This is a genomic window from Rhodococcus sp. Z13_19A (assembly GCF_058133575.1).
The window spans coordinates 789,381-801,946 of the sequence record NZ_JBYUNN010000001.1 but is presented as its reverse complement, the minus strand read 5'-3'; the positions used below and the strand labels follow the sequence as shown (position 1 = coordinate 801,946).

16 protein-coding genes are annotated in these 12,566 nt (G+C 73.4%); 6 read left to right on the top strand and 10 right to left on the bottom strand.

Annotated features, from left to right (window positions below; genetic code table 11):
* Positions 1-96: 96 nt before the first annotated feature.
* Positions 97-891 carry an SDR family oxidoreductase gene (locus AC3YNX_RS03755; RefSeq protein WP_489994642.1) on the top strand — a complete coding sequence of 265 codons (795 nt, stop codon included), beginning with the start codon at positions 97-99 and terminating at the stop codon, positions 889-891.
* Positions 892-898: 7 nt separating this feature from the next.
* Here the strand turns inward: AC3YNX_RS03755 and AC3YNX_RS03750 are convergent, their stop codons facing one another.
* Positions 899-1,858, bottom strand: coding sequence for an FAD-dependent oxidoreductase (locus AC3YNX_RS03750; RefSeq protein ID WP_489994641.1), 960 nt, complete (start codon positions 1,856-1,858; stop codon positions 899-901).
* A 91-nt stretch (positions 1,859-1,949) separates the two neighbouring features.
* Here AC3YNX_RS03750 and AC3YNX_RS03745 point away from each other — a divergent pair, with 91 nt between their 5' ends.
* On the top strand, positions 1,950-2,444 hold the full coding sequence (locus tag AC3YNX_RS03745; RefSeq protein ID WP_489994640.1) for a glutathione peroxidase: 495 nt from the start codon (positions 1,950-1,952) through the stop codon (positions 2,442-2,444).
* Here AC3YNX_RS03745 and AC3YNX_RS03740 read toward each other — a convergent pair.
* A complete protein-coding gene (locus AC3YNX_RS03740; RefSeq protein WP_489994639.1) occupies positions 2,441-2,875 on the bottom strand; it encodes a hypothetical protein in 435 nt (144 codons plus the stop codon). The genes AC3YNX_RS03745 and AC3YNX_RS03740 overlap by 4 nt on opposite strands.
* Positions 2,876-2,942: 67 nt before the next feature.
* Between AC3YNX_RS03740 and AC3YNX_RS03735 the strand changes: the two genes are divergently transcribed.
* Positions 2,943-4,025 carry an alkene reductase gene (locus AC3YNX_RS03735; protein WP_127784375.1) on the top strand — a complete coding sequence of 361 codons (1,083 nt, stop codon included), beginning with the start codon at positions 2,943-2,945 and terminating at the stop codon, positions 4,023-4,025.
* Here AC3YNX_RS03735 and AC3YNX_RS03730 read toward each other — a convergent pair whose 3' ends face one another.
* Genes AC3YNX_RS03730 through AC3YNX_RS03720 form a run of 3 tightly spaced genes read right to left on the bottom strand, consistent with a single transcriptional unit; the run spans position 4,026 to position 5,465 of the window.
* Positions 4,026-4,394 (bottom strand): hypothetical protein, encoded by a 369-nt coding sequence (locus AC3YNX_RS03730; protein WP_489994638.1) that lies wholly within the window; start codon positions 4,392-4,394, stop codon positions 4,026-4,028.
* Between the two features lie 2 nt (positions 4,395-4,396).
* Complete coding sequence (locus AC3YNX_RS03725; RefSeq protein ID WP_489982177.1) at positions 4,397-5,116, bottom strand: hypothetical protein; 720 nt, start codon at positions 5,114-5,116, stop codon at positions 4,397-4,399.
* Positions 5,117-5,165: 49 nt separating this feature from the next.
* Positions 5,166-5,465, bottom strand: coding sequence for a type VII secretion target (locus AC3YNX_RS03720; protein ID WP_164860683.1), 300 nt, complete (start codon positions 5,463-5,465; stop codon positions 5,166-5,168).
* Between the two features lie 90 nt (positions 5,466-5,555).
* Here AC3YNX_RS03720 and AC3YNX_RS03715 point away from each other — a divergent pair, with 90 nt between their 5' ends.
* Genes AC3YNX_RS03715 through AC3YNX_RS03705 form a run of 3 tightly spaced genes read left to right on the top strand, consistent with a single transcriptional unit; the run spans position 5,556 to position 7,771 of the window.
* Positions 5,556-6,110, top strand: coding sequence for a hypothetical protein (locus AC3YNX_RS03715; RefSeq protein ID WP_489994637.1), 555 nt, complete (start codon positions 5,556-5,558; stop codon positions 6,108-6,110).
* A gap of 10 nt (positions 6,111-6,120) precedes the next feature.
* Positions 6,121-6,936 carry an alpha/beta hydrolase gene (locus AC3YNX_RS03710; RefSeq protein WP_489994636.1) on the top strand — a complete coding sequence of 272 codons (816 nt, stop codon included), beginning with the start codon at positions 6,121-6,123 and terminating at the stop codon, positions 6,934-6,936.
* Positions 6,929-7,771: a DUF72 domain-containing protein gene (locus AC3YNX_RS03705; protein WP_489994635.1), complete on the top strand. Its 843-nt coding sequence runs from the start codon at positions 6,929-6,931 to the stop codon at positions 7,769-7,771. The genes AC3YNX_RS03710 and AC3YNX_RS03705 overlap by 8 nt, the downstream gene beginning before the upstream one ends.
* Positions 7,772-7,782: 11 nt before the next feature.
* Here the strand turns inward: AC3YNX_RS03705 and AC3YNX_RS03700 are convergent, their stop codons facing one another.
* From AC3YNX_RS03700 to AC3YNX_RS03680, 5 genes are read right to left on the bottom strand one after another with little or no spacing between them, the layout of a single operon-like run.
* Complete coding sequence (locus tag AC3YNX_RS03700) at positions 7,783-8,607, bottom strand: Fpg/Nei family DNA glycosylase (protein ID WP_489982174.1); 825 nt, start codon at positions 8,605-8,607, stop codon at positions 7,783-7,785.
* Between the two features lie 43 nt (positions 8,608-8,650).
* Positions 8,651-9,616, bottom strand: coding sequence for a siderophore-interacting protein (locus tag AC3YNX_RS03695; RefSeq protein WP_489994634.1), 966 nt, complete (start codon positions 9,614-9,616; stop codon positions 8,651-8,653).
* Positions 9,613-10,437 carry an ABC transporter ATP-binding protein gene (locus AC3YNX_RS03690; RefSeq protein WP_489994633.1) on the bottom strand — a complete coding sequence of 275 codons (825 nt, stop codon included), beginning with the start codon at positions 10,435-10,437 and terminating at the stop codon, positions 9,613-9,615. The genes AC3YNX_RS03695 and AC3YNX_RS03690 overlap by 4 nt, the downstream gene beginning before the upstream one ends.
* Before the next feature lie 2 nt (positions 10,438-10,439).
* Positions 10,440-11,510, bottom strand: coding sequence for a FecCD family ABC transporter permease (locus AC3YNX_RS03685; RefSeq protein ID WP_489994632.1), 1,071 nt, complete (start codon positions 11,508-11,510; stop codon positions 10,440-10,442).
* Positions 11,507-12,565, bottom strand: coding sequence for a FecCD family ABC transporter permease (locus AC3YNX_RS03680; RefSeq protein ID WP_489994631.1), 1,059 nt, complete (start codon positions 12,563-12,565; stop codon positions 11,507-11,509). The genes AC3YNX_RS03685 and AC3YNX_RS03680 overlap by 4 nt, the downstream gene beginning before the upstream one ends.
* Position 12,566: the final 1 nt, after the last annotated feature.

Sequence of the window (12,566 nt, the reverse complement as noted above, 5' to 3'; positions counted from 1 at the left end):
TCCGGCAGATACCGCTCACCGGGAGCGGCCGGCCACCGGCGGTCCCCGCGGTGTCTGCTGGCCTGCACCAGGTCGCAGAATCAGCAGGAGGTACGGATGGACGCCGTGATGTCGAGCTTCCGGATGGACGGCCGCGTGGCCCTGCTCTCCGGCGCGGGGCGCGGCATCGGCGCCCGTTCCGCGCTGGCCCTGGCCGAGGCCGGCGCCGACGTGGTGCTGCTCTCCCGCACCCAGTCCCAGCTCGACGGGGTGGCCGAGCAGGTGCGCGCCCTGGGCCGTCGCGCGCTGCCGCTGGCCACTGACGCCGCCGACCCCGACGCCGTCGCCGCTGCCGTGGAGCGCGCCGTCACCGACCTGGGCCGCCTGGACGTGGTGGTCAGCGTGACCGGCGGCAGCACCCCCAAGCCGTTCCTCAAGACCAGCGACCGCTCCCTGGCAGTGTCCTTCGAGACCAACGTGATCCAGGGGCTTCGCCTGGTGCGCAACGCCGTGCCGCACCTGCTCGGCTCCGACGCCGCGAGCATCGTGATGATCTCCAGCGCCATCGGCCACGTGGTGGGCCGGGGCTACGTGGGCTACGGCTCGGGCAAGGCCGCGCTGGATCACGCGGTGCGGCTGCTGGCCGCCGAGCTCAACCCAAAGATCCGGGTGAACGCGGTGGCGCCGGGGGCGATCCTCACCGAGTCCCTCGAGGTGGTGGCCGCCGACCCGGACATGAAGAAGGCGCTGGAGGACGCCACCCCGCTGCAGCGCATCGGCACCGTCGAGGACATCGCCGCCGCGGTGCTCTACCTCGCCAGCCCGGCGTCGTCCTACATCACCGGTCAGGTGCTGGCGGTGGACGGCGGACTGGCCGTGACCAACATGGACATGCCCTTCCCCGACCTCTAGCCCCCGGCTACCGGAACACCAGCGCCGCGGCGGCACGGGCGCAGCCCCAGGACAGGCTGACCCCGCTGCCGCCGTGGCCGTAGCTGTGCACCACCCGGGTGCTGCCGATGGTCTCCGCCTCCAGCCGGATCGCCGGTCGCTCCGGGCGCAGGCCGGTGCGCACCGCGCTCACCTCGGCCTCGCCCAGCCTGGGCTCCACCGCGCGGCAGCGCTGCAGGATCCGTTCGGTCACCTGCGGGTCAGGGGTGCGGTCCTGGCGGCCGGGAATGCTCACGCCGCCACAGAGCACCCGGTCGGAGTGCGGGAAGATGCTGGTGGTCTCCGCGGCGCTGGCGAGCTCCAGGAACACCCGGTCCAGGCCGGGGTTGGTGAGCACCACCCACTGGCCGAACGAGGGCTGGACCTCGGTGTCGCCCACCAGCTCCCGCGCCCCCAGGCCCGAGCAGTTGAGCACCACCTCCGCCGCCGCCACCGGCTCCGCCAGCGACACCACGGGCCGGATCTGCAGGCTGCCGCCGAGGTCGGCGAGCCGGTCGGTGAGGTAGTCGAGGTAGCGCGGCATGTCCACCAGCGGCATGGTCGCGGTGTAGCCCCTGCCGAAGCCGCGCGGCAGCTGCGACGCGGGGCACGGCCGCAGGTCGGGGATCAGCCGGGCCTGTGGCGGCAGCTCGTCGCTGGGCGGCAGCTCACCGACGGTCAGCGTGGGAGCCAGCCGCACCCCGGTGCGGGCGTCCTCGGCGAGCGAGCGGAAGTCGCGCAGGGACTGCTCCGTCCACTGCAGCGTCTTGGCCAGTGGCTCCTGGAAGGACGGACCCCACAGCGCACCGGCCACCGCCGACGTGGTGTCCTGCGGGGCCTCGGCGGCCCAGACCTGCACCGCACAGCCGGCCTCGGCCAGGCAGATGGCGGTGGTCAACCCCGTCACCCCTGCGCCGACCACCACCGCGGACGGGGACTTCTCAGCCATCACCCGAGACTCCCGACGTCGGCCGTCGGTGTCAACGGCTAGCGTCAGCGCCACCAGCACCAGCCGTGGTCACCATGCAGGAGGTTTCACCGTGAGCGAGCTTCTCGACCAACCGGTCACCACTCTGCAGGGCGAGCGGACCACCTTCGGTGCGCTGCTGGGCGGCCGTGCCGCGCTGGTGGTCAACGTGGCCAGCAAGTGCGGCCTCACCCCGCAGTACACCCAGCTGGAGCAGCTGCAGCAGGAGCTGGGCGGGGAGGCGTTCACGGTCATCGGCATGCCCTGCAACCAGTTCGGTGGCCAGGAGCCGGGCTCGGCCGAGGACATCGACACGTTCTGCTCCACCACCTACGGCGTCACCTTCCCGATGACCGACAAGGTCGACGTCAACGGCGACTCCCGCGCCCCGATCTACACCGCGCTGACGGCGGTGCCGGACTCCGACGGCACGGCCGGCGACGTGCAGTGGAACTTCGAGAAGTTCCTGGTGGCTCCGGACGGCACCGTGGTCAACCGCTTCCGCCCGATGACCACTCCGGACGCACCCGAGGTGCGCGAGGCGATCAGCGCGGTGCTGTCCGGCTAGAGCCCCGCCGAGCTGAGCCAGTCCTGCAGCACCTCGACGGTGCGGGCGTTGGCCCGCTGCACGCTCTGCGGCACCTGGCCGAACAAGGCACGTGGCAGGGGGTCGGCGTCGAGCACCTCGGTCGCCTCGTGGCACCACGCCACCTGCGCCACCCAGGAGCCCTCCGCCTCGTCGTGGCGCACGTCCAGCACCCGCGCCACCGCGTAGAGCACCTGCTGGCCGGCGGCGTAGAGCCACACCAGGTCGCCGGGGCGCATGGTGCGGTAGCCGGAGCTGAGCAGCCAGGTGGCGGTGCCGTCCTCGCCGACGCGCTTGCGGGAGCGAACGTTGCCCGGCGCGAGCACGTCCTGGGCGTCGCGACCCACCCAGCACCGCCGTCCCGGGTTGGTCGGGTAGAGCCAGTGCACCCCGGTCCACTGCACTGCGGTCACGGCCGAAATCCCTTGTGGGAAGACCCACATCGGGAAGCCCCGGCCTCGGCCGGTGGTTGTGCCCCCCATGACCGCTCTCGCATCTGACTCTCCCCTCCTGCAGCCGATCACCGTCGGCTCCCTGGTCGCGAACAACCGTCTGTTCATGGCACCGCTCACCCGCAGCCGCGCCACCGACGACGGGGTTCCCACCGACCTGCAGGTGGAGCACTACCGCCAGCGCGCGAGCGCCGGACTGATCATCGCCGAGGGCACCCAGCCCTCCGCCGGCGGCAAGGGTTACACCAACACTCCGGGCCTGCACACCGACGCCCAGCAGGCCGGCTGGGCGCGGGTGGCCGACGCCGTGCACGAGCAGGGCGGCACCATTGTGGTGCAGGTGATGCACGCCGGGCGGATGTCGCACCCGGACAACTCCGGCCACGAGTCGGTGGCACCCTCGGCCATCGCCCCTCCGGGGCAGACGTTCACCAAGTCCGGCATGCAGGACACCCCGACCCCGCGGGCGCTGGAGACCGATGAGCTGCCCGGGATCGTGGCGGACTTCGTCGCCGCGTGCACCCGCGCGGTGGACGCCGGCCTGGACGGGGTGGAGCTGCACGCCGCCAACGGCTACCTGCTGCACGAGTTCCTCTCCAACGGGGAGAACCTGCGCACCGACTCCTACGGCGGCAGCCCGGAGAACCGGGCCCGGTTGGTGGTGGAGGTGGCGCGCGCGGTGGCCGAGGCCATCGGCGCCGACAAGGTGGGCATCCGCATCTCACCCGGGCACGCGGCCAACGGCATCACCGAGACCGACAACTGGGACACCTACGCCGAGCTGCTGGCCCAGCTCGAGCCGCTGGACCTGGCCTACCTGCACGTGCTGATCGAGTCCGACGACCCGGTGCTGAGCAAGATCCGGGACGCCTGGAGCGGCGTGCTGGTGCTCAACACCGGCTTCGCCGTGCTCAGCGAGCGCGACGAGATGGAGCGGCTGCTCGCCGACGGGGCGGCCGACGCGGTGTCGGTGGGCCGGCCGTTCATCGCCAACCCCGACCTGGTGGAGCGCTGGGCCCTGGGGGCGCCGCTCAACGAGCTGCAGCAGGAGACGCTCTACGGCGGCGGCGCGGAGGGCTACACCGACTACCCGCCGCTGGCCCGCCGTTAGCTAGCGGTCGAACGGCGAGCGCAGCAGCGGGCCGTCCGGTCCGTCGTCCTCGTCCTGCTCACCCGGGCCGGACCGGGCTGCGGCGGCCTGCCGCTCGCCCTCGGCCGCCAGCTCGGCCTTCTCCTCGTCGGTCAGCGCCTCCCAGCGCTGGGCGAAGGCGCGCACGTGCACGTTCATCACCCGGGCGTAGGCGGGGTCGGTGTGTGCCTCGCGCAGGGTGCGCCGCCCGGCCAGCACGTCCTCGACCAGGCGGCTGAAGTCACGGTCGTCGCTGCGCTGCGACAGCGTGCGCAGCGACTCGGTGAGCTGGCGAGAGAGCACGGGGTCGCCGCCGGCCACGTCGAGCAGGCGCTCCTTCGGGACAGGCACGGTCAGACTCCCGGGTGGTCGTAGGCGGCGGACGGTAGGGCGTGCACGTCCAGGTCGTGCAGGCCGCCGAGGTAGCCGGCCATCACCCCGACCAGCCCCTGGCAGGCGATCCAGGCGGCGGAGTGCGCGTCGAGCACCGCGCGCCACACGCTGGTGGCCTTGGCGAGGGTGAGCGCGAGAGCCGCGCCGCCGGCCACCAGGCCCACGCCGGTCCAGCTGGTGGCGGCGGTGGCGGCGGCCTCGGCGGCGGCGGCGATGAGCAGGTCCAGCAGCGTGGAGAAGAGCCCGCTGATGGCGTTGGCGGTCTCGTACATGCCGGTGGCCATGGTGATGAGCTCGTTGCCCATGGCCTTGAGGTCCGGCGCCTGCGACTCGACCGCGTCGCCCAGGGTGGTGAAGTAGGTGCTGGCCGAGCCCGCCGCCTTCCCGTCCCAGGTGCCGGACAGGGTGCTCATCCCGTTGCGCAGGGCCACCCCGTACCCGGTGTTGAACTCACCCAGGTTCTCCAGGGCCTTGCCCGCCTTCTGCACCGCCTGCCAGTCGCCGGCGTACTGGTCGGCGATCCACTGCCAGGGGTTGGTGCCGGTGGCTTGCTCGGCCACCCAGCCGAGCCAGTAGGCCGGGCTCACGTAGTCGGAGACGCCGAGAATCTTCTCGACGAGGTCGGGCACCGGGTCGTGCGCGACCGGGGGCACCAGCTCGTCAACGGGTTGGGGGGTCATCGTCACTCCTGGAGGGGGGAGAAGTGGACTGGCTCAGTACTGGACTGGCTCAGTAGCGGGAGTCGAGGTCGGCGGCGGTGGCGGTGTCGGTGCTGGCGTAGAACACGCTCGCCTTGTCCAGCTCCACGGCGGCGTCCGCGCTCAGCCGCTCCATGCTCGTGTAGTTGGGCGGCAGCTCGCGGCACACCTCGTCGGCAGCGGCCACCACGGTGGCGAACATGCGGCCCTCGTTGGCCGTGAGCGACACGTGCTGGAGCAGGTAGGTGCCCGCCTGCTGGGCCTGGCTGGCGAGGTCGTCGAGCTGGGTGGCGTAGCTCTCCACGTCCTGGGGGACGACGGCGAAGGGCATGAGGACTCCTCTCGAGAGGGCGATCGCGGGGACGGTCGGGATTCTGACGCTGCCCACCCCGAAAGGGTTCCTGCGGCAAGATGATTCGTCATGACTGAGCTGAAGGTTCCCGTGGCCGTCCCCGCTGAGGGGCCGCCACGGCTGGACGCGACGCAGCTCCCGGTGTGCTCGCGCCACGGGGCGCCGGCGGCGCGGCGGGTGGACCTGGCCGCGAAGTGGCTGCCGGCGCCCGGAGAGCTCCCTGACCTGCCGGCCTCGCCGCGATGGATGCCGCTGGCCCGCTTGGGTGACCTCGCCGGCCGGATGGGCGCTGCCACCTACGTGCAGCTGGCCGGGTGGCCGCTGTGCGCGGACTGCGCCCGCACCCGCCGCAGGTGGAGCGCGCTGACCCGGGCGGTGCTCGGCCTCGGGGTGGTGCTGCTGCTCGCGGTGGTGGTGCTCCGGCTGGCGCTGGGCGAGCCCGTCGGGTGGCTGATGGCCCCGCTCCTGGGTGGTGCTGCCCTGGTGCTGCTGTCGGTGCTGCCGTTCTCCCGGGGCAGCCTGGCCACGCTCACCGGCACCACCTGCACCCGCGACACCTCCGCGGTGCTGGTGCAGGATCCGCACCCCGCGTTCGTCGCCGCACTGCAGGGCGACCTGCGGTAGAAAGACGGGCATGGCTGACGCGCGCACGGGCGAGGTACGAGGAAGCACCCAGAGTCTCGCCACCCGCACCTGGCCCAACCCCGACGCCACCTACGTCGCGGTGCTCGCCCACGGCTACGGCGAGCACGTGGGGCGGTACGAGCACGTGGCCGACGCGCTGGTGGCCCACGGCGCGGTGGTCGCCGGGCTGGACCACCAGGGCCACGGCCTCAGCGGCGGCGAGCGGGCGGTGATCACCGACTTCGAGTCCGTGGTGGCCGACCTCGACCAGCTGGTGCGCCAGACCGGCGAGGACAACCCCGGCCTGCCCACCGTGCTCGTCGGCCACTCCATGGGAGGGTTGATCGCCGCGCGGTACGCCCAGCGCTACGGGCACTCCCTGGCCGCGCTCGTGCTGTCCGGACCGGTCCTCGGCAGCTGGCCCACCGTGGAGCACCTGCTCGGGCTGGCGGAGATCCCGGACGAGCCGCTGGACGTCACCACCCTCTCCCGCGACCCCGCCGTCGGAGCTGCCTACACCGAGGACCCGCTGGTGTGGCACGGACCCTTCAAGCGGCCGACGCTGGAGGCCCTCGCCACCGCCCTCACCGCCGTCAACGACGGCCCCGACCTCGGCAGGCTGCCCACCCTGTGGCTGCACGGCGAGGACGACCAGCTGGTACCGCTGGCGGCCACCCGGTCCGGGGTGGAGGTGTTGCGCGGCACCCGCTTCGAGGCACTGGTCTACCGCGGTGCCCGGCACGAGATCTTCAACGAGACCAACCGCGACGAGGTGCTGGCCGACGTCACCGACTTCATCACTCGGGCGCTCAACCCCGGTGAGTGAGGCGGCGCACCAGGTACGGGTGGGGATCTCCGGGTGGCGCTACCCGCCGTGGCGCAAGGTGTTCTACCCCGAGGGGCTGGTCCAGCGCCGCGAGCTGTCCTACGCGGCCAGCAAGCTGCGCACCATCGAGATCAACGGGTCCTTCTACTCGCTGCAGCGACCCACCAGCTACCAGCAGTGGTACGCCGAGACTCCCGACGACTTCGTCTTCTCGGTCAAGGGGCCGCGCTTCGTCACGCACATGAAGAAGCTGCGCGACGTGCAGACCCCGGTGGCGAACTTCCTCGCCTCGGGGGTGCTGGCGCTGGAGGACAAGCTCGGCCCGCTGCTGTGGCAGCTGCCCCCCAACCTCGGCTACCACGCCGATCGCCTCGCGGAGTTCTTCGCCCTGCTGCCCCGCACCACCTTCGCCGCCGCCGAGCTGGCCCAGCGGCACGACGAGCGGATGGACGGCCGCAGCTGGACCACGCCCAGCCAGGACCGGCCGATGCGCCACGTGCTGGAGGTGCGCCACGACAGCTTCACCACCCCCGAGCTGCCTGCGCTGCTGCAGGAGCACCAGGTGGGCCTGGTGGTGGCGGACACCGCGGGCAAGTGGCCGCTGCTGGAGACGGTGACCGCCGACGTGGTCTACGTGCGCCTGCACGGCGCCGAGGAGCTCTACACCAGCGGCTACACCGACGAGGCCCTGCAGGCGTGGGCGCGCAAGATCCGGCGCTGGGCCGAGCAGGCCGACGTGTTCGTCTACTTCGACAACGACGTCAAGGTGCACGCCCCGTTCGACGCCATGGCGCTGGCCGAGCGGCTGGGCGTGGCGGCGGCTGCGGCCACCTGAGCCGAGCCCGGCTAGGCCTGCTCGCGCGAGCACCAGTAGGTGGTGCGCCCGCCCACGGTGGCCCGTTCCATCGGCGCCCCGCAGCGCGGACAGGTGCCGTCCCGCTTCCGCGCGGCGACCACCTCACCGGTGTGCACCCCGCCCATCGCGATGGCGGACTCGATGGCCCGGCCCAGGGCCTCCCACAGCCGGTCCAGCTCGGGCGCGGTCACGTCCCTGGCCGGTCGGCTGGGCCGGATCATCGCCTGCCACAGCACCTCGTCGGCGAGCAGGTTGCCGATGCCCGCGACCACCGTCTGGTCCATGAGCCGCGCCTTGATCGGGGCCAGGCTGGCGCCCACCCGCTCGCGCAGCTCTTCCCGGCCGATCTGCTGGGCGTCCGGCCCCAGCAGGTGGATGTCCGGCTCCAGGCGCACCCGGCCCAGGCGGCGCTTGTCGAACAGGGTCAGCTCGCCGCCGTCGGCGAAGGTCATCCGGAAGCGGGTCCACACCGGCTTGTCGTTGTCGCCAGCGACCAGGAACGGCTCCCCGCCGCCGTAGCGGCCGCCGGAGACGTGCGGGCCCTCCGGGTCGAGCACGTAGATGCGCCCGCTCATGCCCAGGTGGATGCCCAGCCGAGGGCCGGCGTCGCCGTCGGCGGTCGTGGTCTCGCACCACAGCGACTTGCCCACGCGGTGGGCGGCGACGAGCTCGCCGCCGCGCAGGGCGGCCGCGATCTCGCCGGGGACGTGCGGGCGGCAGACGTAGGTGTCGGTGTCGTCGACCTCGGTGATGCGCCGGTGCAGCGCACGCTCCAGGACCTGTCGGGCGCTCTCGACCTCGGGCAGCTCAGGCACCGGGTCAGTCTGGCAGCCCGCCGACTTCGCCAGGCCGCCGGTGTCAGGAGCCCTCGGCCCGGCCCAGCCGCCAGTAGCCCATGAACGCCACGTTGGTGCGGTCCACCCCGAGGTCGCGCACCAGGTGCCGGCGCAGGTCACGCACGGTGGCGGCCTCGCCGGCGATCCAGGCGTAGAACGACGACGAGCCGTCCTCGTCGTTGGCGGCCTCCCACAGGATGTCGCGGTCGATGTCCACCTCGGGCAGCACGTCGGCCGGCGGTGTGTCTCGGCTCGCGGTGGCGGGCGGGACGTCGGCCAGGGCGGCACGCACCGCCGTGGCCAGCGCAGCGCCGTGCGGCCGGCCGTCCCGGGGCAGCCACACCACCTCCACCTGGGAGGGAGTGGTCACCGCGAAGGTGTCCTCGGCGCAGGGCACCTCCAGGATGGCCTGCCCGTGGTAGCCGGCGGGCAGCGTGGCCAGCACCGACGTCACCGCGGGCACCGCGGTCTCGTCGCCGGCCAGCAGCACCCGCACCGGGTGCTCCTCGCTGGCCCGCGGCGGGTGCCACTCGATGCCCCCGGGCACCCCGCCGGTGGCCTGGTTGGGGCCGAGGATGGTGATCGGGTCGCCCACGGCGGCCGCGGCCGCCCACTGGGTGGCCGGGCCGCCGTGGCCGTCGGCGTCCAGGTGCAGCACGAAGTCCAGGTCGAGCTCGGGCACCGGCAGGTCCAGCCGCAGCCCACGGACGGTGTAGGTGCGCATGCATCCCCGCACCCGCGGGTCGGTGGCCAGCCAGCGCGGGTACCAGCCGGGCGAGAGGTCCAGCGGCGCCCACGGATCGCCCAGCTCGCCGGGCACGATCACCTTCACCCGCAGGTCGCGGGTGCCCAGCGGTCCGCCGCGGTGGAACTGCGCCAGGTCAGCACCTCGGAAGGTGATGCGCAGGTAGCTGGGGGAGAGGCGCTGCACCGCGGCCACCGTCACCGGGAAGGCGAGCAGCGTGGGCACCTCGACCGGGGCGGTCATCGGCGCACCGGGGCGGTCGTCGCGCCGGAGCGGTGCCGGCCCAGCGGCACCACCATCGGCGTGCCGGTCACCGGGTCGGGCACCACGGTGGAGCGCAGCCCGAAGACGGTGCGCACCATGTCCTCGGTGACCACCTCCGCCGGGCTGCCGCTGGCCACCACCGCGCCCGCCTTCATGGCCACCAGGTGGTCGGCGTAGCGGGCGGCGAGGTTGAGGTCGTGGAGGACGATCGCCACGGTGGTGCCTCGTTCCTGGTTGAGGTCGGTGAGCAGGTCGAGCACCTCGACCTGGTGGGCCACGTCGAGGAACGTGGTGGGTTCGTCGAGCAGCAGTATGTCGGTGTGCTGGGCCAGCGCCATGGCGATCCACACCCGCTGGCGCTGTCCGCCGGAGAGCTCGTCCACGCTGCGCCCGGCCAGCTCCAGGGTGTCGGTGGTGGCCATCGCCTGGGCCACGGCCTCCTCGTCGGCGTCGGACCACTGCCGGAACCACCCCTGGTGCGGGTAGCGGCCGCGGCCGACCAGGTCGGCGACGGTGATGCCCTCCGGCGCCACCGGCGACTGGGGCAGCAGGCCCAGCGAGCGGGCCACCGTGCGGGTGGAGAGCTGGTGGATGGCGCGGCCGTCCAGCAGCACCGCCCCCGAGGCCGGCTTCAGCAGTCGCGCCAGGCCGCGCAGCAGCGTCGACTTCCCGCAGGCGTTGGCTCCCACGATCATGGTGACCTGCCCCTGCGGCAGCGTCAGGGACAGGTCGTCCACCACCGTGCGCTGGTCGTAGGCCAGGGTCAGCGACCGCGCCTCGAGCGTGTGTTCGCGGTTCACGGTCATCCTCCTCGGCCCACCCGGTTGGCGGTGATCAGCAGGTACAGCAGGAACGGGGCACCCAGCGCACCGGTGACCACGCCGACCGGCACGGCCGCCCCGGGCAGCAGGTTGGCAGCCACGTAGTCGCCGGTCAGCACGATGAGCGCACCCACGGCGGCGGCGACCGGCAGTGCCACCCGGCCGCCCAGCAGCCGCCGGGCGATGGGGCCGGCGAGGAAGGCCACGAAGGCCACCGGCCCGGCTGCTGCGGTGGCCACCGCGGCCAGCGCCACGCCGATGAGCAGCAGCAGCAGGCGGGCGCGGGCCACCGGCACCCCCAGCCCGGCGGCGGTGTCGTCGCCCAGGGCCAGCCCGGTCAGGTAGCGCGCACCCAGCACCGCGGCCGGCAGCAGCACCACCAGGGCGATGGCCAGCGGTGCGGCGCGGTCCCAGCTGCTGTTGTTCAGCGACCCGTTGAGCCACCGCACCACGTCCGAGGCGGACTGGATGCTGGTGCGGGTGAGCAGGAACGAGGTGACCGCCTGCAGCACGGCGGCGATGCCGATGCCCACCAGCACCAGTCGCTGCCCGCCGAGGCCACCGGAGCGCGACAGCACGTGGATGGCCAGCGCCACGGCGCAGGTGCCGACGAACGCGGCCAGCGACACCGCGGTGCCGGTGGCGCCCAGCACCACCACCGCGAACACCGCCGACGCGCTGGCCCCGGCGGTCACGCCGATCACGTCGGGACTGGCCAGCGGGTTGCGCAGCATGGTCTGGAAGATGGTGCCGCTGATGCCGAAGGACGCGCCCACCAGCACGGCGATGACCGCCCGGGGCAGCTTGTCCTCCATCACGATGAAGCTGGCGCCGGGGATGGTCTCGCCGAGGAGGATGCGGAAGAAGTCCGGGATGGTGACGGTGTAGGAGCCCAGCAGCACGTCGACGAAGAACATGACCAGCACCGCCAGCGCCAGCGCGCCCGCGGTGAGGGTGGTGCGGCGCCGGTCACCGCGGCGGACCGCGCGCACCGTGGCGCGGGCCTCGGTCAGCGCCTGCTGGTCGGCTCCGGTGCCGGTGCGGAGGCTCACGAGGTGGCCACGGACTTGCGGCGACGGACCAGCCAGACGAACACCGGGCCGCCGATCACGGCGGTCATCACCCCGGCCGGCACCTCGCCAGGGGGCAGCGCCACCCGGCCGATGATGTCGGCGCCCACCACCAGCACCGCGCCGAGCAGCGCCGAGCCGGGCAGGATCCACCGGTAGTCCCCGGCGACGAAGCCTCGCAGGACGTGCGGCACCACCAGCCCGACGAAGCCGATGGGTCCGGCCAGCGCAGTGGCGCCGCCGCACAGCAGCACCACGCCCAGCCCGGTGACCACGCGGGTGAGCCCGACCCGTTGGCCGAGGCCCCGCGCCACGTCGTCGCCCAGTGCCAGGGCGTTGAGCACCCGGCCGGTGGCGAGGGTGAGCAGCAGACCCACCAGCAGGAAGGGCGCCACGGTGCGCACCTCGTCCCAGCCGCGGCCGGCGACGGCACCGACCTGCCAGAACCGGAAGGTGTCCAGCGTCTGCCGGCTGCTCACCAGCACGGCGCTGGTGAGGGAGACGATGCCGGCGTTGAACGCGGCGCCGGCCAGGGCCAGCTTCACCGGGGTGGCGCCCTCGCGGCCGATGCTGGCGACGGTGTAGACCACCACCCCGGCGACGGCGGCACCGGCCAGGGCGAACCAGATGTAGGCCTGCAGGGAGCTGAGGCCGAAGACGAAGAGGGCGATCACCACGGCCAGCGAGGCACCGGCGTTGATGCCGAGGATGCCGGGGTCGGCCAGGGGGTTGCGGGCCAGGCCCTGCATGGCCGCGCCGGCCAGGCCCAGTGCGGCGCCGACCGCGACGGCGACCACGGTGCGCGGCAGCCGCGCGCGGACCACGGTGTGGTCGGTGTCGGCCGGGTCGTGGTCGGTCCAGGCCTGCCAGACCGTGCTCCAGGCGACCGTCCGGGCGCCGTACTTCAGGGACAGGACGCAGACCACCGCCAGCACGAGCAGGGCCAGCACGAGCGCGGCCGAGCCGGCCACGCGGGATGCGCGTGGCCGGCTCGGGGTGCTCGCGGCGGTCGCCGCGCGGGTGGGGGTCTGCGTCACC